This window comes from Ramlibacter sp. GS1-15 (assembly GCF_057785015.1).
In genome coordinates, this window is sequence record NZ_JBYNTU010000001.1 from 3,055,244 (window position 1) to 3,074,851 (window position 19,608).

Annotated in this window: 21 protein-coding genes; 13 read left to right on the forward strand and 8 right to left on the reverse strand. The window is 68.7% G+C overall.

The features are described 5' to 3' along the window. The first annotated feature begins 63 nt into the window (after positions 1–63). Complete coding sequence (locus AC3EF3_RS15255; RefSeq protein ID WP_488532994.1) at positions 64–975, forward strand: DnaJ C-terminal domain-containing protein; 912 nt, start codon at positions 64–66, stop codon at positions 973–975. Beyond that, positions 972–1,319, forward strand: coding sequence for a chaperone modulator CbpM (locus AC3EF3_RS15260; protein ID WP_488532995.1), 348 nt, complete (start codon positions 972–974; stop codon positions 1,317–1,319). Before AC3EF3_RS15255 ends, AC3EF3_RS15260 begins: the two co-directional genes overlap by 4 nt. Before the next feature lie 4 nt (positions 1,320–1,323). On the opposite strand, the gene dcd is transcribed toward AC3EF3_RS15260, so the two are convergent. From dcd to AC3EF3_RS15280, 4 genes are all read right to left on the reverse strand, one after another. Further along, entirely contained in the window at positions 1,324–1,890 is a 567-nt protein-coding gene (gene dcd / locus AC3EF3_RS15265) for a dCTP deaminase (protein ID WP_488532996.1), read from the reverse strand. Between the two features lie 196 nt (positions 1,891–2,086). Beyond that, positions 2,087–3,370: a guanine deaminase gene (gene guaD / locus AC3EF3_RS15270; protein ID WP_488532997.1), complete on the reverse strand. Its 1,284-nt coding sequence runs from the start codon at positions 3,368–3,370 to the stop codon at positions 2,087–2,089. A 98-nt stretch (positions 3,371–3,468) separates the two neighbouring features. Continuing rightward, complete coding sequence (locus tag AC3EF3_RS15275) at positions 3,469–4,491, reverse strand: BMP family ABC transporter substrate-binding protein (RefSeq protein ID WP_488532998.1); 1,023 nt, start codon at positions 4,489–4,491, stop codon at positions 3,469–3,471. 71 nt (positions 4,492–4,562) lie between these two features. Beyond that, the gene (locus tag AC3EF3_RS15280) at positions 4,563–7,019 is read right to left on the reverse strand and encodes a penicillin acylase family protein (RefSeq protein ID WP_488532999.1); all 2,457 of its coding nucleotides are present in this window, start codon (positions 7,017–7,019) and stop codon (positions 4,563–4,565) included. 76 nt (positions 7,020–7,095) lie between these two features. Between AC3EF3_RS15280 and AC3EF3_RS15285 the strand changes: the two genes are divergently transcribed. Further along, on the forward strand, positions 7,096–9,924 hold the full coding sequence (locus AC3EF3_RS15285) for a S8 family peptidase (protein WP_488533000.1): 2,829 nt from the start codon (positions 7,096–7,098) through the stop codon (positions 9,922–9,924). A gap of 114 nt (positions 9,925–10,038) precedes the next feature. Next, positions 10,039–10,308: a hypothetical protein gene (locus tag AC3EF3_RS15290; protein ID WP_488533001.1), complete on the forward strand. Its 270-nt coding sequence runs from the start codon at positions 10,039–10,041 to the stop codon at positions 10,306–10,308. 7 nt (positions 10,309–10,315) lie between these two features. Here the strand turns inward: AC3EF3_RS15290 and AC3EF3_RS15295 are convergent, their stop codons facing one another. After that, positions 10,316–10,633, reverse strand: coding sequence for a hypothetical protein (locus tag AC3EF3_RS15295; RefSeq protein WP_488533808.1), 318 nt, complete (start codon positions 10,631–10,633; stop codon positions 10,316–10,318). 2 nt (positions 10,634–10,635) lie between these two features. After that, complete coding sequence (locus tag AC3EF3_RS15300; protein ID WP_488533002.1) at positions 10,636–11,676, reverse strand: adenosine deaminase; 1,041 nt, start codon at positions 11,674–11,676, stop codon at positions 10,636–10,638. Between the two features lie 125 nt (positions 11,677–11,801). Here AC3EF3_RS15300 and AC3EF3_RS15305 point away from each other — a divergent pair, with 125 nt between their 5' ends. The 6 genes from AC3EF3_RS15305 to AC3EF3_RS15330 all read left to right on the forward strand — a co-directional run bounded on the left by AC3EF3_RS15305 (position 11,802) and on the right by AC3EF3_RS15330 (position 15,042). Further along, a complete protein-coding gene (locus AC3EF3_RS15305; RefSeq protein WP_488533003.1) occupies positions 11,802–12,359 on the forward strand; it encodes a type 1 glutamine amidotransferase domain-containing protein in 558 nt (185 codons plus the stop codon). A 26-nt stretch (positions 12,360–12,385) separates the two neighbouring features. Continuing rightward, positions 12,386–12,757 (forward strand): VanZ family protein, encoded by a 372-nt coding sequence (locus AC3EF3_RS15310; protein WP_488533004.1) that lies wholly within the window; start codon positions 12,386–12,388, stop codon positions 12,755–12,757. A 3-nt stretch (positions 12,758–12,760) separates the two neighbouring features. Continuing rightward, complete coding sequence (locus tag AC3EF3_RS15315) at positions 12,761–13,807, forward strand: Rossmann-fold NAD(P)-binding domain-containing protein (RefSeq protein WP_488533005.1); 1,047 nt, start codon at positions 12,761–12,763, stop codon at positions 13,805–13,807. A 60-nt stretch (positions 13,808–13,867) separates the two neighbouring features. Beyond that, a complete protein-coding gene (locus tag AC3EF3_RS15320) occupies positions 13,868–14,110 on the forward strand; it encodes a hypothetical protein (protein ID WP_488533006.1) in 243 nt (80 codons plus the stop codon). A gap of 190 nt (positions 14,111–14,300) precedes the next feature. Next, entirely contained in the window at positions 14,301–14,840 is a 540-nt protein-coding gene (locus tag AC3EF3_RS15325) for a hypothetical protein (protein WP_488533007.1), read from the forward strand. A gap of 4 nt (positions 14,841–14,844) precedes the next feature. Next, positions 14,845–15,042 carry a hypothetical protein gene (locus tag AC3EF3_RS15330; RefSeq protein ID WP_488533008.1) on the forward strand — a complete coding sequence of 66 codons (198 nt, stop codon included), beginning with the start codon at positions 14,845–14,847 and terminating at the stop codon, positions 15,040–15,042. Between the two features lies 1 nt (position 15,043). Here the strand turns inward: AC3EF3_RS15330 and AC3EF3_RS15335 are convergent, their stop codons facing one another. Continuing rightward, positions 15,044–16,912, reverse strand: coding sequence for a PAS domain-containing sensor histidine kinase (locus tag AC3EF3_RS15335; protein ID WP_488533009.1), 1,869 nt, complete (start codon positions 16,910–16,912; stop codon positions 15,044–15,046). A gap of 135 nt (positions 16,913–17,047) precedes the next feature. Here AC3EF3_RS15335 and AC3EF3_RS15340 point away from each other — a divergent pair, with 135 nt between their 5' ends. Continuing rightward, a complete protein-coding gene (locus tag AC3EF3_RS15340) occupies positions 17,048–17,500 on the forward strand; it encodes a BON domain-containing protein (RefSeq protein WP_488533010.1) in 453 nt (150 codons plus the stop codon). Positions 17,501–17,672: 172 nt separating this feature from the next. Next, entirely contained in the window at positions 17,673–17,975 is a 303-nt protein-coding gene (locus AC3EF3_RS15345; RefSeq protein ID WP_488533011.1) for a hypothetical protein, read from the forward strand. A gap of 47 nt (positions 17,976–18,022) precedes the next feature. Here AC3EF3_RS15345 and AC3EF3_RS15350 read toward each other — a convergent pair whose 3' ends face one another. Beyond that, entirely contained in the window at positions 18,023–18,979 is a 957-nt protein-coding gene (locus AC3EF3_RS15350; RefSeq protein ID WP_488533012.1) for an ATP-grasp domain-containing protein, read from the reverse strand. Positions 18,980–19,062: 83 nt separating this feature from the next. Between AC3EF3_RS15350 and AC3EF3_RS15355 the strand changes: the two genes are divergently transcribed. Then, the gene (locus AC3EF3_RS15355; protein WP_488533013.1) at positions 19,063–19,563 is read left to right on the forward strand and encodes a glycine zipper 2TM domain-containing protein; all 501 of its coding nucleotides are present in this window, start codon (positions 19,063–19,065) and stop codon (positions 19,561–19,563) included. The last annotated feature ends 45 nt before the right edge of the window (positions 19,564–19,608 follow it).

Below are 19,608 nucleotides of genomic sequence, written 5' to 3' on the forward strand. Positions count from 1 at the left end.
GGCGGCGCTGGGGTGGAGTCCCTATCATGAGTGCCCCACACTCGCGCGCCAGCCGTCCCAGCCATGAAATTCAAGGACTACTACGCCACCCTCGAGGTGCCGCGGCAGGCCGATGCGGATGCGATCCGCAAGGCTTACCGGCGCCTCGCGCGCAAGTACCACCCCGACGTTTCCAAGGAACCCGGGGCGGAGGAGCGGTTCAAGGAAGTCGGCGAGGCCTACGAGACCCTGAAGGATCCCGAGAAGCGCGCCGCCTACGATGCGCTGGGCCAGCGCCCCGCAGGCGAGGAGTTCACGGCGCCGCGCGACTGGCGCGAGCACTTCGCGGGCGGCGACTTCGAGCAGGGCCTTGGCGACCTGGACCTGGGCGACCTGCTGGATGCGCTGGCGCGCGGACGGCGCGGCCACGAACGCCAGCCCAGGCCCCGCCCGGGCCAGGACTACGACATCGCGGCCGCGATCAGCATCGAGGATGCCCACCGCGGCACCACCCTGGAGTTGCAGCTGCAGCGCCCGGAAGGGCCGCAGACGCTGCATGTCACGGTGCCTGCTGGCGTGACCAGCGGGCAGAAGCTGCGGCTGCGCGGACAAGGCGGGCCGGGCCGCAACGGCGGGCCCAACGGCGACATCTACGTGCACCTGGAACTGAAGCCCGACCCACGTTACCGCGTCGATGGCAAGGACCTCTACTTCGACCTGGCACTCGCGCCGTGGGAGGCCGCGCTGGGCGCCGAAGTCCCCGTGACGACGCTCGACGGCGACGTGCTGCTCACCGTGCCGCCGGGCACGCATTCGGCCCAGAAGCTCAGGCTGCGCGGGCGTGGGCTGGGCAGCGGCGCGGGCCGCGGGAACCTTTACGCCGTCGTGCACATCGACATTCCAGGGACGCTGACCGCCCGCGAGCGCGAACTGTTCGAGGCGCTCGCCAGGGAGAGCCGTTTCGAGCCACGCAAGCACCAGGAGAGCCGGCCATGAACAGCACGACGGAGCACCTTCGCCCCGACGACACCGGCGTGATGTCGATTCCCGATTTCGCGCGCATCGCCGGCCTGCCCGAGCACGACGTGCGCGAGCTGGTCGATGACGAACTGCTCGCGCCCGGGCACATCAACCTGCGTTCGGCCCTGGCGTTGCGCGAGGCCGTGCGCCTGCAGCGCGACTTCGACCTCGACCTGTTCTCGACCGGCCTGCTGGCCGGCTATCTCCGCCGCATCGCGGAGCTGCAGGGGGAGATCGACCAGCTGCGCGCCCAGCGCCCCGGCCGCACGGTCTACACGGAGGTGAGCTTCACGGCCGTGGAGATGCGGGGCCGCGTGTAGGCGCTCACGCCTTGGGCAGCGTGACGCCCTGCTGTCCTTGGTACTTGCCGCCGCGGTCCTTGTAGCTGGTTTCGCAGACTTCGTCGCTCTCGAAGAACAGCACCTGCGCGCAGCCTTCTCCGGCGTAGATCTTCGCGGGCAGCGGCGTGGTGTTGGAGAACTCCAGCGTGACGTAACCTTCCCATTCGGGTTCGAAGGGCGTGACGTTGACGATGATGCCGCAGCGCGCGTAGGTGCTCTTGCCCAGGCAGATCGTGAGCACGTTGCGCGGGATGCGGAAGTACTCCAGCGTGCGGGCGAGCGCGAAGCTGTTGGGCGGGATGATGCAGACGTCGTCGTGGAAATCGACGAAGCTCTTCTCGTCGAAGTTCTTCGGGTCCACCACCGTGCTGTGGATGTTGGTGAACACCTTGAACTCGGGCGCGCAGCGGATGTCGTAGCCGTAGCTCGAAGTGCCGTAGCTGATCACCTTGCGGCCGTCCACCGCGCGAACCTGCCCGGGCTCGAACGGCTCGATCAGGCCATGTTCCTCGGCCATCCTGCGGATCCACTTGTCACTCTTGATCGTCATGCTGCGCTCCTGCCGGCTATTCTAGGTGGACGCGCCTTGCCGCCCCCCGAGCGACGGCGTATAACCGGCGCTCCCTGCTTTTCGAAGAGGTGCGGCCATCCCGACCCGGTGAACACCGAGATCGCCAGGTTCCTGGGGCAAGTCGCCTCTGCGGATGCACCTGCGACTTAGGGCGGCCCGTGATGCCGCTGGAGCCCTAGGCCGCCCCCGCGATCACCGCGCGTTCGATCACGCGGTCGTCGCCCAGCACGATCAGCGAGAACAGCAGCTCGTCGAGCGTCGCGGCGAGCGAGGTGCGGCGGGCGAGCAGCGGCGTCGCCTTCGGGTCGATGACGATGAAATCGGCTTCGCACCCCGGCGTGAGGTTGCCGATCACGCCTTCGAGCCCCAGCGCCAGGGCCGCACCGGCCGTGTGCTGCCACCACAGATCCTGCGGCGAAAGGGAAAGGCCGGGCTTGGTCTGGCCCTCGCGTCCCACGTAATACGCCGCGAGCATCGTGTGGAACGGCGAGAAGCTGGTGCCCCCTCCCACGTCGCTGGCCAGCCCGTACTTGAATCCGACGCGCTCGGCCGCCTCGTAATCGAAGAAGCCGCTGCCCAGGAACAGGTTGCTGGTGGGGCTGACGGCGGCCGCCGCGCCGGTCGATCGCATCAGCCGGCGGTCTTCGTCGTCGAGGTAGATGCAGTGCGCGTAGATCGAGCGCTCGCGCATCAGGCCGAAGCCGTCGTACACCGCGAGGTAGCTGCGCGAATCGGGGAAGAGCTGGCGCGCCCAGGCGATCTCGTCGCGGTTCTCGGCCACGTGCGACTGGATCCACACGTCGGGATGCTTCGCCGCGAGCTCGCCGGCGCCGCGCAACTGCGCATCGCTGCAGCTCGGCGCGAAGCGCGGCGTGATCGCGTAGCCGAGGCGATCGACGCCGTGCCAGCGGCGGATCAACGCTTCGGTGTCGACGAGCGACTGCTCGGTCTCGTCGCGCACGCCGTCCGGCGAATGCCGGTCCTGCAGCACCTTGCCCGCGATCAGGCGCATGTTGCGGCCCTGCGCTTCGGCGAGCAGCGCGTCGACCGACGACGGATGCGAGGTCGCGAACGCGAGCGCGCTCGTCACGCCGTGTCGCAGCAGCTCGTCGATGAAGAAGCTCGCGAGCTCGCGCGCATGCGCCGGATCGACGAAGCGCGATTCGTGCGGGAAGGTGTAGTTCTCCAGCCAGGGCAGCAGGCCCTCGGCCGGCGAGCCGATCACGTCGAGCTGCGGGAAGTGGATGTGCAGGTCGATGAAGCCCGGCGCGATGATGCGCCCGCGCAGGTCTTCGATGGCGACGCCGGCGAAGCTGGGCGCCAGCGCATTCCACGCGCCGACCGCTCGCACGACCTGACGCCCCGCGGCGTCGGGTCCGATGACCAGCAGGCCGTCTTCCTCGTAGACGGCGCTGCGGTCGTCGGCGAAGCGCAGGACGGCGGCGCGGAAGGCTTGCATGGCCGATATCTTGGCACGACGGGGAATTTGAGTGTCGTGGGCGCTCGCGCCAGGCGGTGCCCGTCAGGCCGGGTGTCCCATGCCGCGAACCCCTCAACTCATTTCGGCAGCTTCCCGATCACACCTTCCACAAGGTAGTTCATGTTCAGGATCTGCTCGTCGGTCAAGGCGCCGAACGGCTTCAACTTGCCCGACGCGATGTCCTTCTGGCGCGCAAGCGCTTCGTCCTGCACGGCCTTCGGCACTTTCGGCCCGAAGCCTTCGATGCGGATCATCCCTTCCTTCACGCCGCCCCAGACGTTGCCGCTCTTCCAGGTGCCGTCGAGCACGGCCTTCGTGCGCGCGACGTAGTAGTCGCCCCAGTGGTGCGTCACGGCGGCGATCTGCGCGTCGGGCGCGGCCTTGCGCATGTCGGAGTGATAGGCGATGGCCATCCTGCTGCGCTCCTGCGCAGCGCGCATCACGGCGTCGGACGCCGTGTGCAAGGTGAGCACGTCCGCGCCCTCGTTCATGAGCGTCATCGCCGCGTCGCGTTCGCGCGTCGGATCGAACCACGCGTTCAACCACACGACCTTGACCTGCGCCTTCGGGTTGACGGACCGCATCCCGAGCGTGAAGGCGTTGATGCCTTGCAGCACCTCGGGGATCGGGAAGCCGGCCACGTAGCCGGCCAGGTTCGTCTTCGTCATGCGGCCCGCGACGATGCCGGCAAGATAGCGGCCCTCGTAGTAGCGCGCGTTGGCGGCGGCCACGTTGGGCGCGGTCTTGTAGCCGGTGATCGACTCGAACTTCACGTCGGGGAAGTCCTTGGCGACTTTCAGCGTCGGCTCCATGTAGCCGAAGCTCGGCGTGAAGATCAATTGGTGCCCCTGCCGCGCCAGGTCGCGGATCACGCGCTCGGCGTCCGGGCCTTCGGGCACGTTCTCGACGTAGGTGGTCTTGACCTTGCCGCCGAATGCGGCCTCCACCGCCTGGCGGCCCTCGTCGTGCTGATGCACCCAGCCCGTGTCCGTCACGGGCGCGACGTAAACGAAACCGACCTTCAGCGGGGTCTGCGATTGCGCGGGAGAAAAGACAAACGTAGCAGCCACGGCCAGCGCGGCGGCGAGGTTTTTGTACATGGTGTGCCTCGACATGGCCCCGGGATTCCAAGTGCGAAGCGCGGCCGGGGCGCCGCGCTTCAGCCGCGATTCTAGCTGGCCGGCACCAGCACCGATTCGTGCGCCCAGCGCGTGGGCTTCAATTGCAGCGGGCGGTAGCGCACCTGCGCCCAGTCGCCCTTCATGTCGCGGTAGCGGCTGCTGAACACCAGCCCGCTCTGGCCGGTCTGGTAGATGAATTGCGACCTTTCCGGATCGGCCAGGTCGTAGATCGCGCGCAGGCTGGGCGCATGGCGCGTGGCGAACGGCAGCCTCTCCATGTTCACCCAGTATTGCGCGGCGTTGACGGTCCACGGATCGCCCCCCGTTTCGACCTGCACGTCGAAGAAACGCGCGAACTGCGCCACGTTGGTGAATGGCCGGTGTCCGGAGAGCGCCGGATGCGCCTTGCCCCAGCGCCATGACGCGACGTCGCTGCCCTGCTGGCCAACGATGCGGTCGAGCGCACGGTCGAGCGCCTGCGTCGCCTGCACCTCGCAGCTGAGCGGCGCACACCAGAACGCGCCCACATCCTTGTCGAGCAGCATGCGTTCGAGGCCGGCGCGGAAGGTGCGCTTGCCGTAGAGCGACTTCAGCTTGCCCTCGCCCAGCTTGCCGCCGACGAGGGCACGCGTGATCTCGTCGGCCCACACGGCGAACACCAGCGGCGCGGCATCGTCGGCGCGCATGTTGCCGTCGAATGCTTTCAGCTGCGCCAGCGCAGCTTGCGCCTGCGGATGGTTGCTCGAGGTGCGCAGCAGCACCGGCAGCAGGCGCTGGGTGGCGAGGGACAGCGTGTCGGCCTGCACGTTGCGCACCGATTGCGCATCGTGCTTCGGCGTGGCGGCCAGCAGCGTCTCGATGCGGTCGAAGCGCTCGGGCGTGATCCAGTCCGCGCCGAGGAAGAACGGGTAGTCCGCCGGATGGATGCGCTGGTTGGCCGTGGCATGCCAGCCCTTCGCGGCGATGGCTTCGTCGTCCACCTGCGGCAATCGCGCCGCGGGAATCCAGCCGGTCCAGTCGTACCGTGCCTCCCAGCCGGGCGCGGGCGCCATGCCGCGGATGTCGTTGTCGGCGGCGCGCAGCGGCGCGACGCCGATCGCGCGGTACACGGTCCTGCCGCGCGTATCGGCCGCGACGAGGTTCTGCATCGGCGAGTGGTAGGTCGCGAAGGCGGCGAGCAACTCGTCCACGTTCTGGGCCAGGTTCGCTTGCATGCTGGCGAGCACGGTGCGGTTGTCCGCATCGAGCGCGGACCAGCGCAGCGCCAGCGCGTAGCGGCTCGTGTCGACCACGTCCTGGTAGGTCGCGTTGCCGTCGCTCAGCACCGGGCCGTGGCGCGTGCTGCGCACGACGATCTTCTCGTCGGGCTGGCCCTTCACGCGGATCGTCTCCTCGCGCTCCTGGAACTCGGCCCAGCCGCTGGGCGTGCGATAGCGCTTCGGGTTGGACGGGTCGATCTGCTCGAGGTAGAGGTCCTGCACGTCGGGACCCGTGTTGGTGAAGCCCCAGGACACGCCCGCCGTGCGGCCGAGCACCACCGAGGGTGCGCCGGGCAGCGTGGCGCCGATCACGTCCATGGGTTTGCCACCGGGCCCGGCCGCGACCTTGACCGCGGCGAAATACCAGATGGCGGGCGCCGACAGGCCCAGGTGCGGATCGTTGGCGACCAGCGGCTTGCCGCTGGCCGTGTGGGTGCCGCTCACGACCCAGTTGTTCGAGCCGATGCCCTCGAGATGGCCCAGCCCCTCGCGCCACGCGTCGAGATCGGTGGGCGCGGCCTGCGACGTGCGCACCGTGCCGTCGTTGCGGTACACGCCCAGGGTGCGATAGAGCCGGGCCAGGTCCACGCGCGTCGCCGGCGATTCGCCGGGATAAGGCGGCATCAACTGCCACAGGTGTTCGGTGTCGATGCGCTGCAAGGCCGAGAGGCGCGCGAACTCGGTGCCCCAGTTGCCGCCCAGGTCCAGCGCCATCATCAGGGCCCATCCCACGGTGTCCTGCGGCTTCCATTCGCCGGGCTTCACGCCGAGCACATGGAACTCCGGGGGCAGTGCCTGCCGGCTGGTCGCGTGAAAGGCGTTGATGCCGTTCGCATACGCGGTGATCAGGTCGCGCGCCTCCTGCGGCAGCCCTTCCCATTGCGCCTGCGCGGCCCGCAGGATGCCCAGGCGCCGCAACAGGCGGTCGGTGTCCAGCGTTGCGGGCCCGAACACTTCGCTCAGCTCGCCATGCATCACGCGCCGGTTGAATTCGAGCTGCCAGCCGCGCTCCTGCGCATGCACGTAGCCCATCGCGAAGTAGGCATCGGCCACGCTCTGCGCCTCGATGTGCGTGACGTCCGCGGCGTCGCGCCGCACCTGCACCGGCGCCGCCAGGCCGCTGACGCGCAGTTCGCCATCCAGTACGGGAAAGCTGCGCCAGACATAGGTGCCGAGCGCCGCCGCCGCGACGAGCAGCAGGAGCGCCAGCGACGCGAGCGCGATGCGCAGGATGCGAGCGTTGAGCATCCGCGCAGCATACGGCAAGCCCCGTGCTCGTTACAGACGGGAACATCTTGCCAGCTCAGCCAAATCGTTCCCACCATTGACCAACAAGGCCTATATCGTGCAGCTCGCCGATGCCCCGGTGACCGCCTACACAGGCGGCCTCCAGGGGCTGCAGGCGACCAAGCCGCGCAAGGGCCAGAAGATCGACCCGAACTCGCCGGCCGTCATCAACTACATGGCCTACCTCGCCCCGAAGCATGATGCGGCGATGCGCAGCGTGGGCGCGGCGAAGAAGCTCTACAGCTACGGCTTCGTCTTCAACGGTTTCGCCGCGGAACTCACGGACGAGCAGGCACAGCAGCTCGCCGCGATGAAGGGTGTGCTCGCCGTCTCCAAGGACGAAGCACGCGCCATGGACACGTCATCCACCCCCGGCTTCCTGGGCCTGAGCGGCGACAACGGCTTCTGGAAGATCACCGGCGCCAAGGGCGAAGGCGTGGTCATCGGCATGGTCGATTCGGGCATCTGGCCCGAAAGCGACAGCTTCACCGACCGCGTCGGCACGAACGGCAACGCGACCAAGGACGGCAAGCTGGATTACCAGCAGCTGCCCGGCTGGCACGGCAAGTGCACGCCCGGCGACGCGTTCACCGGCGACAACTGCAACCAGAAGCTCATCGGCGCGCGCTACTACAACGCCGGCTGGGGCGGCAACGCGGGCGTGGCCGAAGCCTTCCCGTACGAATACAACTCGCCGCGCGACTTCGGCGGGCACGGCACGCACACGTCGAGCACGGCCGGCGGCAACTCCGGCGTGACGGTCACCGGCCCGGCCGCACCCTTCGGCGCGATCAGCGGCATGGCGCCGCGCGCGCGCATCGCGACCTACAAGGTCTGCTGGTCGACGACCGAACTGGGCGGAGGCTGCTTCAACTCCGACAGCGTCGCGGCGATCGACCAGGCGGTGGCCGACGGCGTCGACGTCATCAACTTCTCCATCGGCGGCACCCGCACGAACTTCCGCGACCCGGTGGAAATCGCGTTCATGTACGCCGCGGACGCCGGCGTGTTCGTCGCCACCTCGGCCGGCAACGACGGCCCGACGTCGAGCACCACCGCGCACCCCGGCCCGTGGCTCACCACCGTGGCGGCGGGCACGCACAACCGCGTGACGACCGCGACGGTGACGCTCGGCAATGGCGCCGTCTACTCCGGCGCATCGCTGTCGCCCGCCCAAGTGACCGCACCCATGATCGACGCGACCGTGGCCGGCCTGCCCGGCGCCGACGCGACGATGGTGCGCCTGTGCTACGCGGCCGGGGACAACGGCGGCGTGCCCGTGCTCGACCCCGCCAAGATCGCCGGCAAGATCGTCGTGTGCGACCGCGGCGTGACCGCCCGCGTGAACAAGAGCCTCGCGGTGAAGCAAGCGGGCGGCGTCGGCATGGTGCTCGTGAACACGAGCACGAACTCGCTCAACGCCGACTACCACTCGGTGCCCACGGTGCATCTGGCCGACACCTACCGCGCGGCGGTCAAGGCTTACGCCGCGACGGCGAATCCGACCGCCACCCTCTCGCAGGCCGTCGTCGACACCTCGGCGCCCGCACCGTTCACGGCCTCCTTCTCGTCGCGCGGCCCGCTGCAGGCCGGCGCCGGCAACCTGTTGAAGCCGGACATCATCGCGCCCGGCCAGGACATCCTCGCCGCCGTCGCGCCGCCCGGCAACTCGGGCCGCAGCTTCGACCTGTACAGCGGCACGTCGATGTCCAGCCCGCACATCGCCGGCATCGCGGCGCTCTTCAAGGAACTGCATCGCGACTGGTCGCCGATGATGATCAAGTCCGCGCTGATGACGAGCGCGACCGACGTGCTCGACGGGCCGAACACGAACCCGCTGGTGATCTTCCGCCAGGGCGCGGGCCACGTGAGGCCGATGGCGGCGACCGACCCCGGCCTGGTGTTCGACTCGAACTTCGCCGACTGGCTCGGGTTCCTGTGCGGCACGGGCCTGCCGGTGTCGTTCTGCACCTCCGCCGGCGTGCCGGTGGTCCAGCCGGTGAACATGAACGTCCCCTCGATCGCGATCGGCAGCCTGGCTGGCGTGCAGAGCGTCACGCGGCGTGTCACCAACGTGGGCAACGCCGCCGCGACCTACACCCCCTCCATCAGCGGCATGGCCGGCTTCACCACCAGCGTGAATCCGCCCAGCCTGACGATCGCGCCCGGCCAGACCCAGAGCTTCACCGTCACGTTCACGCGCACGTCGGCGACCCTGCAGTCGTACGCGGGGGGCCAGCTCACGTGGAGCGACGGAACGCACAAGGTGCGCGTGCCCATCGTCGCGCGACCGGTCGCGCTCGCCGCGCCCGCGGAGGTGAACGGCAGCTATCCAGTGACCTTCGGCTACGACGGCCCGTTCAGCGTCGCGCCGCGCGGGCTCATCGCCGCCACCCGCTTGCCGGGCGCCGTCGCCACCGGTGCGGTCGTGGAGTACAGCGTGGTGGTTCCCGCCGGAACCACCTATGCGCGCTTCTCGCTGTTCGACAGTGACGTGAACCTGGCGGGGACCGACCTCGACATGGAGGTCTATCGCAACGGCACGCTGGTCGGCTCGAGCGGTGGCCCAACGGCATCGGAAGAAGTGAGCCTGCGCGACCCCGCGGCGGGCACTTACGTCGTGCGCGTCATCGGCTATGCCGTGCCGGCCACGAGCGTGAACTTCAACCTGTTCCACTGGGTGCTGGGCAGCACCGATGCGGGCAACATGACCGTGAGCGCGCCCGCCACGGCCGTGACCGGCGGGTCCGGCACGGTGACCGTCTCGACCAGCGGCCTCGCGAGCGGGACGAAGTACCTCGGCTCGATCGTGTACGGCGGCGCGAGCGGCCTGCCCGCGCCGACGATCGTGCGCATCGACCCGTAAGCGCAAGGGGAAACTGCCGTCAAGGAAGGGCTGCGCAAGCAGCCCTTCTCTTTTTTGACGAGCTGAACTGCCCGCACGCCCGCGGCTCCAACCGGCACTTCAGGAGGATTGCAGATGGACTTGCGACTTCAATTGCTCGACAGCTTCACCGCCCGGGGCTCCGACGGCGCCAGCTACAAGGTCTGCGCCTATGACCGTCTCGCGCCCGATCCGTCATTTCCCACCAGCGATCTCTGGCAGTCGACCGGCAAGATCGAGTACCGGCTGGAGGACGGCCGCACCGTGGTCCCGGGCCGCGACGGCACCGCACGCATCGCCAACTCGCAGGTCACGCTGGAGATCCCTGCCCGCGCGATGGCGCGGGAGCATGTGACCGCCGGCTGACGGCCTATCAGCTCTTCGAATCCGGCAGGGGCGGCTGGGCGCGCGCTGCGGGGCAATGCACGACGCGCCCGCCTTCGCTCGCGTGGTATTCGAACGAACGGCTGCCGGCGGCGAGCACGATGCGCCATCCCGGCACCAGCGCCTGCGTGTACGCCATGTCCGGGCGCGGACAGCCGAGGCTGCCGTCGCGCCAGGTGACGCGCTCCAGCTCCACCAGGCGCGGCTTCATCTCGAAGCGGCGCGCCACGTCGGCCATCGCGGCGTTCACTGCCGGCGTGGCTTCGGCAGGAACCGCAAGCGCGGCGACCAGCAGGCTCCAGTGCATGGTCACGCCGCCGCAAACACCTCGTCGAGCCGGTCCGCGTACTTCTTCTTCGCCGTGGCGTCGATGAAGCTCGCCTCGAAGCTGTTCTTCGCGAGCTGGTACGCGTGCTGCGCGTCCAGGCCCGTGGAGGCGAACGTCTTCACGAAGTTCTCGTTCATGTAGCCGCCGAAGTACGCCGGATCGTCGGAGTTGATGGTGGCGACCAGCCCCGCGGCCAGCAGCTCGCCGATGTTGTGGTCCGCCAGGTTGGGGAACACGCACAGCTTCTGGTTCGACAACGGGCACACCGTGAGCGGGATGCGGTCCACCGCGAGCCGCTTCATCAGTTGCGGGTCCCGGGTCGATTGCACCCCATGGTCGATGCGTTCGACCTTCAGCACGTCGAGCGCGCTCCACACGTAGGCGGGCGGCCCCTCCTCGCCGGCATGGGCGACGAGCCGCAGCCCGAGCTCGCGGCAACGCGCGAACACACGCGCGAACTTTTCGGGCGGGTGGCCCACTTCGCTCGAATCCAGGCCGACGCCGATGAACTTGTCGAGGTACGGAACGGCCTGCTCGAGCGTTTCGAAGGCCTCCTCTTCGCTCAGGTGGCGCAGGAAGCAGAGGATCAGCGAGGAGTCGACGCCGAGCTTCGCCGCGCCTTCGACCGTGGCGCGATGCAGGCCCTTGAGCACCGTTTCCATGCTGACGCCGCGTGCCGTATGGGTCTGCGGGTCGAAGAAGATCTCCGCATGCACGACGTTGTCGGCCTTCGCGCGTTGCAGGTAGGCCCAGGCCATGTCGAAGAAGTCCTGCTCCTCGATCAGCACGCTCGCGCCGGCGTAGTAGATGTCCAGGAAACTCTGCAGGTTGGTGAAGGCGTAGGCGCGCCGCAGTTCCTCGACGCTCTTGTAGGGAATCGCGATGCCGTTGCGACGGCTCATCTCGAAGATCAGCTCGGGCTCGAGCGAGCCTTCGATGTGGATGTGCAGTTCGGCCTTGGGCATGCGCGCGAGCAGCTGCGGCAGCCGCTCGGCGGGGATGTTCGGGAGGATGGCAGCCATGCGGCAAGCATACGGCACGCCCGCTTGAGCCGCGAGTTCCTACGCGCAGGCGAGGGCCGACGCCGACAGCCGCCGCGCCTTCGCCGGCCTAAGGTATCTGCTGGTTCAAGGAAAGGAGACTCAGCATGGCCAGCAAGGACCTTCATGGTGTGTCCGTCGCCATCCTCGCATGCACCGGCTTCGAGCAGGTCGAGATGACCGAGCCGCGCAAGGCGCTGCAGCAGGCGGGCGCGGACACGAAGCTCGTTTCGGCGGGGCACGGCCACATCGAGGGCATGCACCACGACAAGCCGGGCGACAGGTTCGAGGTCGACATGACCTTCGAGGAAGCCAATCCCGACGACTTCGACGCGGTGCTGCTGCCCGGTGGCGTGATGAATGCCGACATGATCCGCATGAACCGCGCCGCGCGCGAGTTCGTCCAGGCGATGGACGAAGCGAAGAAGCCGGTCGCGGTGATCTGCCACGGGCCGTGGCTGCTGGTGTCCGCCGGCCTCGTGAAAGGCCGCACGCTCACCAGCTGGCCTTCGCTGCAGGACGACATCCGCAACGCGGGCGGTACCTGGCTGGACGAGGAAGTCGTCGCCGACGGCAACTGGGTCTCCAGCCGCAAGCCCGCCGACATCCCCGCATTCAACCGTGCGATGACGCAGTTGATCGCGCGGCAGCACGCGACGGTGTAGCGCCGGGCCGGGGCAAAATACGCCCCATGCCTTCCGATTCTTCCAGCCGCAGCTTCAGCCTGCGCCCCCCGCGCATTGTCCTGCTGGCCTTGTTCTGGACCACGGCCGTCGTCGTCGGTGTGTTCGCACTGGTTCCGGCCAGCGTTCACCTGCCGACGACCGGCTGGGACAAGTCGAATCACGCGCTCGCGTTCGCGACTCTCGCCGTCCTGGGCGCGATGTGCTGGCCGCAGCGGCGGCCGCAGGTCCTGGTCGCCCTCGCCGCCTACGGCGGGGCGATCGAGATCGCGCAGCTGTTCACGGAAACCCGGTCCGGCGAATGGCTCGACTGGTTCACCGACCTGGTGGGCCTGGCCATGGGCAGCGTCGCCCAGGGCCTGGTTGCACGGCGAGGCTGAACGATGCGAATCCTCATCCTCGGCGGCAGCGGCCTCACCGGGCCGCACCAGGTCCGCTACGCGCTGCAGCGCGGCCACGAAGTCACCTTGTTCAATCGCGGCCGGGCCGCGCTTCCCGAAGACCTGCACGGCGTCGAGCAACTGCACGGCGACCGGTCCACCGGCGACCTGCAGTCGCTGCGCGGAAGGGAATGGGACCTGTGCATCGACAACCCCACGTCCCTGCCCGCGTGGGCACGCGATGCGACGGAGCTGCTGCAAGGACGGGTCGCGCACTACATCTTCATCTCGACGATCTCGGTCTATGCCGACATGCGCCGTCCGGTCACGGAAGAAACGCCGACGGCACGCTACGCGGGAGCCGACGCGTATGCCGAAACGATCGAGTCGATCCGCGCGTCGGGCTTCCGGCTGTACGGGCCCCTGAAGGCCCTGTGCGAACGCGAGGTGCAGCAGCGTTTCCCCTCGACGAGCTCGATCATCCGGCCCGGCCTGATCGTCGGCCCGGGCGACAACACCGACCGTTTCACCTACTGGCCGCTGCGCGTGCGGCGGGGCGGCGAAGTCCTCGCGCCCGGCTCGCCAGCCGATCCCGTGCAGTTCATCGACACACGCGACCTCGCCGAGTGGACGATCCGCGTCGGCGAACAGCGGGCCACCGGCGTGTTCAACGCGACCGGGCCGGCCGGCACGCTCACGATGGGCGCCTTGCTCGATGCACTCCGGGCGGTTGTTCCGTCCGATGCGACGTTCACGTGGGTGCCCGCCGACGTCCTCGCGCAGCACGAGGTCACGCCCTGGAGCGACCTGCCCGCGTGGGTGCCGGCGGAAGGCGAGTTGGCCGGCATGATGCGCGTGGACATACGCCGCGCGCTGGCGGCCGGCCTCAGCTTCCGCCCCTTGGTGCGGACGGTGCACGACACGCTCTCGTGGTTCGACGCGCTTCCCGCCGAGCGGCGGGCGACCGTGCGTGCCGGGCTCTCCGCCGACCGCGAACGCGTCGTGCTGCAGAGTTCGCGGCAGCCTACAGTGTCAGGCAAGGTTCGCTGACCGCGACGCCCTGCTTCGCGCGCGACATTGGTGGGAGCTCGTCCTCGGAGGAGAACCCGCATGAACTCCCAAACCGCCGCCGTACTGTCGTTTTCGTTGATGCTCACGCTGGGCGCTGACGCGGCATGGTCCGCAGGGGACCAGGCCGCGACGCGTGTTTCCGACGCCTCGGCCACCCCTGTCGTCACCACCAGGCACACGCGCAAAACGGTCAAGCGCACGACCGTCAGGCGCACCGTCCATCATCGCAGCACCGCCAGCGCGCAGTCGTCCAGGAGCACGGGCGCGGCGACGAACAAGTAGGTGGCATGTCCCGGTTTCATCCGGGAGGTTTCGCAACGAGCGGCAAGGGATACATGGCCCTTGCAATCCTTCCTTCCCACACCCGAGTCTCAGCTTGATGTGAGGGCCGCGCTGTCCAGACTCCACACGCCGACGCGGAATGGGTCTGCGCGGCGCACGGGAAATCGATTCCCGAATGGAGGGAAGAGACATGCATGCGTACCGCAAATTGGCGGCCTCGGCCGCCATCGCCACGGCTTTGTCGACGGCGTGGGCCGTGAGCGCTCATTTCAACTCGGCTTCGGCCACCGTGAACGCGGCTGGCTCGCTGGTCGTGGACTTCAAGGAGTCCGGCCTGGGCGACACCGTCACAGCGGACTACGTGCTCACGAGCGATGCGTCGGCGACCTACCAATGCTTCAATGGCGGCAGCAACACGCCGCAGGGCCAGCCGTACCAGGTACCGGACCAGTCGGTGAGCGCCAGCGGTAACTTCACCTCGCTCAAGAACGGCTCGATCACCGGGGAGCTCGTGGCCGGCCCGCCCGACCCGGCACCCGCGGACGCCGTCCTGAAGTGCGTCTCCACCAGCAAGAAGCTGTGCCTCATGGCCGTGAGCTACTCGAATACCGTCCTGACGGACACGACGTTCAACGACAGCATCCACCTCACGCCCGACCCGGCGGAGCGGTCGTTCCCCGCGCCCACGAAGAAGAATCCGTTGCCGCCCAACTGCATCACGAGCCTCTGAGCGGATGACGCAGACCGAGGGGGGCGCCGCCGTCGACAGCGCCGGCGCCGCCTTGATGAACCCGTTCTCGACGACCGGCCTGCCCTCGCCGGTGCCCCCACCGGCGCCCGCGCCGGCCGCCGATGGCGACTGGCTGCTGCCGCTGTTCGTGTTCGCGCTGGGGATGATGGGCGTTCGCCGCATGCTGCGCGGCATGCTGTGACTCACTCCTTGCGAACCGGCAGCCGCAGGGTGAACGTGCTGCCCTGGCCGGGGCCTTCGCTGGTCGCCTGGATGCTGCCATGGTGCAGGTCCACCAGCTTCTTCACCAGCCACAGGCCGATGCCGAGGCCGCCTTGCGCCTTGTGGATCGTGCGGTCCACCTGCGCGAACAGGTCGAAGACGTGCGGCAGCATCTCGGCGCCGATGCCGGCGCCGTTGTCGCGCACGGCCAGCGCGACCTGGTCGCCTTCGATGCGGGCGGAGACTTCGATGCGCCCACGCAGCGGCGTGTATTTGGCCGCGTTGTTCAACAGGTTGCTCACCACCTGCGCCAGGCGCGTGAGGTCGCCTTCAACCGGCACGGGCCGCGCGGGCAGGTCCACCGCCAGTTCGTGCTGCGCGGCGTCGATCGCGGGGCGGCTCGCTTCGAGCGCGTGCTCCACGATCTCCTGCAGCGTGAGCGGCTGCATCCGCATCTCGAGCTTGTCGCGCGTGATGCGCGAAACGTCGAGCAGGTCGTCCACCAGCCGCACCAGGTGCGAGAGCTGGCGGTCCATCATGTCGCGCACCTTCGAGGCCTGCGCCGGCATCTCGGGCGTGCGCTTGAGGATCTCCAGGCCGTTGCGGATGGGCGCGAGCGGGTTGCGCAATTCGTGCGCGAGCGTCGCGATGAACTCGTCCTTGCGACGGTCGGCCTCGATCACGTCGGTGATGTCGGTGGACACGCCGCACACCGCGTACACCTGGCCCGCGTCGTCGAACAGCGGGAACTTGTGCGAGCGGTACACGACGGTGCGGCCACGCACGATGGCCCGCTCCTGAAAGACCATCGGCTCGCCGCGCTCGATCACACGCCGGTCGTTCTCGCGCAATTTCCCGGCGACCGCGGGGCCGAAGACCTGCACGTCGGTCACCTGCTGCGCGGCCTGCTCGGGCGTCAGGTCGTGCAGGCACCGCCACGCCTGGTTCGACAGGATGAAACGGCCCTCGAGGTCCTTCGCATAGACCAGGGCGCCCGCGTTCTCGATGACGGCCTCGATCATGCGCTGGGCAGCCCGCGCCTTGCGCTCGGCGACCATTTCGGTGGTCACGTCCGCCGCCGCGCAAATGCCGCGATCGGGCTTCATCTCGCCGTCGATCATCGAGAAGGTCACCTGCAGCGCGATGTGCATCCAGCGCACGTTGCCGCTGGGCGGGAGCGTGCGCACCTTGATCGACAGGTAGCCGTTGCCCCGGGGATCCAGCGTGCGTGCGATCGCCCGCACGTAGCGCTCGCGGTCTTCCGGGTGCACGCGGTCGAAGATCAGCTGGCGCGGCACCGTCATCGGATGGTCGCCGATCTCCAGCAGCCGCGCGAGCTCACCCGAGATGTGGTTCTGGTTGGTGCGGTAGTCGATTTCCGCGGTGACCAGGCCCGCCGCCTGCATCGCCATCCGGAGCTTGACGCGGTCGGCCTCCGCGCGCGACTGCGCCTCCTTGCGCAGCGTGATGTCGCGCGAGATGCCGAGCAGGCCCACCACCTGGCCCGACGCGTCGTACAGCGGCATCTTGCGCGACAGCCAGCAGCGCACGGCGCCGTTGCGCAGCCGGATCAGCTCCTCGAATTCCAGCGACTGGCCGCCCAGCACGATGCGGTCGTTGGCCATCAGGCGAGTCGCCGTCTCGGGATCGCTGACCAGTTCCGCATCGCAGCGGCCCAGCACTTCGGATTCCTCCCGGCCGAACGCCGCGAGCGTGGCGCGGTTGGCGAAACGATAGCGGCCTTCGGTGTCCTTCGCGAAGATCGCGTCGTCGGTTGCCTGGGCAATGGCTGCGAGCAGGTCCGGCTGCTGGAAAGTAGCCGAGGCGCTGATCGGGTCCATGACCGCCATGGCGCGATTGTGCGGCCCGGCGCGGCTTTGCGCGACAGGGTTTCAGTCGATATCGTCCGACAGACTTCACGATCCGGCTGTGCAAAGTGGGTGGGAGGCACTCGTCCGCAAACTCAGCAGCACAAGGAGAACACCATGGTCAAGCACCCGCTTTCGTTCGCCGCGGGCGCCGCAGTCGGCGCCATCGCGATGTATTACCTCGACCCGCGCGGTGGCGGCCAGCGCCGCGCACTCGTGCACGACAAGTTCGTTTCGGCCGGCCACGACATCGCCGATGCGGCCCGGGACCAGCGCAGGCACGCGATGGACCAGGCCCGGGGTGTCATGGCGACCGGACGAATGGACCGCGAGACCTCGCAGGAGCCGGGCAGCGATCACCAGCTGCACGAGCGTGTGCGCGCGAAATTGGGCCACGTGATCGACCATCCGAAGGCCATCGTGGTGCAGGTGGTCGACGGCTGCGTGATCCTGCGCGGCCATGCCTCGCGCATGGAGTCCGACCGCCTGGTGAATGAGCTGAGCCAGATGGCCGGTGTGCGTGAGGTGCGCAGCGAACTCCAACCTGAAGGCGCGGACGTCGCAGCCTGAGCGGGCCCTGCACCGTTGGCCCGACATGGCCGACGGGCACGCGCGGCGACGTCCGACGCGAGGCCAAGCGCTGCGGCAATGCCGGATGGGGCTCGCCCCGGGCACGCTCAGCTCGTGTTCGGGCCCATCCTGTGTCCGGCGCATGTGTTCAACATCCAGAATGGAGTGGATCATGATGAAAGTTCTCCTCACCGCCGCGTGCGTCGCCGCGCTCGCCGCTTGCAGCTCGACTGGCACCGCCTCCGGCACGGCATCGGGCATGGGATCGTCGGCAGGTTCGGTGAGCGGCAGTGCGAGCGCGCCGAGCTCCGGCTCGACGTCGACGTCCGGCATGGGCGCATCGGGCTCGAGCACCTCGTCGCCGTCTTCGTCCTCGTCGAGCACGGTGCCGCCCTCCTCGTCCTCGACCACGAGCAGCACCGGCACGAGCGGCTCCACGGGCGCGACGACGTCCGGCAGCACGACGACCAAGTAAGCTCGTCGGCACCCAGGAAAAAGCCGCCCCGCGAGGGCGGCTTTTTTTCAGCCCAGATGCCCGGCCAGGAAATCGACGACGCGCTCGAAGGGATCGAACCCGAACTCGGCCGCCACCGACGGGCGCAGGTTCGAATTCGCGTTGATGTCGTAGAACACCCGCCGGCCATCGGGCGTCTCGAGGTACTCGATTCCGCCGACGTCGAGCCCCGCCGCTTGCACGATGCGCTTCGCGGCCTGCACTGCGGCCGCGGGCACCTCCGGGTAGGCGTAGAACTCCACGGGCGGGGCGGCGACGGCTTCCGGCTGCGGCAGCTCGCACACGCCGCCGCCCTCGTCCGGGTTGCACACCGGTGACGGGCACAGGTTGAAACGGCCGTGGGTCTTCACCCGCATCGCGTACAGCAGCTCGCCGCCCAGGAACTCCAGGCGCACGATGCCCTGCGCCGGATCATGCTGCAGGTATTCCTGCAACAGGAACAGGTTGTCGGGCAACCAGTAGGCGGGATCGCGCCGGAAGATCTCCTCGACCTGTTCGATCGACTCCACGACCTGGATGCGCGCACCGCTGCCGCCCTGGTCCGGTTTGAGGACGGCGGGCCACTGGAGCCGGTCCGCGTAAGGCCGCAGCGCCGACGGCTCGTTGAACGTGATCGAAAACGGCGTCGCGATGTCCAGCGTGCGCAGCAGCGTGGCCTGGGCACTCTTGCTCAACTCCAGCGCGAACACATCGGCACCGTTCAGCACACGCGCGCCCATGCGTTCGAGCGAACGCATGTAGGCCAGCGCCAGCGGCACGGCGCGCGTGTTGCCGCGCACGTAGGCGCTGGGGCTCGCCTGGTTGAAATACAGGCGGGCGCGGGGCGCGTCCTCGTTGGTGAAGGCGGCGCGCGTCACGTCGAACGCTTCGAAGCGCACGCCGCGCGCCGCCAGGGCGGCAAAGAGGGGCTTTTGCCACTCGGGGTGTTCATGGATGACGACCAGGTCGACGGCAGCTCGTGTCATGCGGCCATCATCGCACTGGATTCCATTCAGTTCCTGTTCAGCCACGGCGGACCAAGATGCCTCATCGCAACAAGGAGCCTCGAATGAAGAAAGCAGCTGTCTTTGCCGGTCTCGCCGCCCTGGCCGCCATCTCGCACGCGGAAACGTTCATCGACCAGGCGCGCGTGCGCGGCGTGGAGCCGCAGTACGAAACCGTTGCCGTGCCGCGCAACGAGTGCTCGAACCAGTGGGTGAACGAAGTGCGCCCTGTGGCGTCGCGCGACTACGGCGGCGTGGTGATCGGCGGGGTCGCCGGTGCGCTGCTCGGCAACCAGGTCGGCCGCGGTCACGGCCGCGAAGCGGCGACCGCCGTGGGCGCGGTGGTCGGCGCGCTGGCAGGTGACAACCTGGCGAACCGCGGCCGCACCGAAGCGTACGAACAGGCTCCGCGCCAGGTCACGACCTGCCGCACCGTGCAGGACCTGCAGCAGCGCCTGACCGGCTACCGCGTGGATTACGAGTACCGCGGCCAGATGTACTCGACCTTCCGGCAGGAGCAGCCCGGGCCCACGCTGCGCGTTCGCGTGTCGGTGGACCCGGTCTGAAGATCGGGAGCAAAAAAAAGCCGCCTCTCCGGGCGGCTTTCCAAA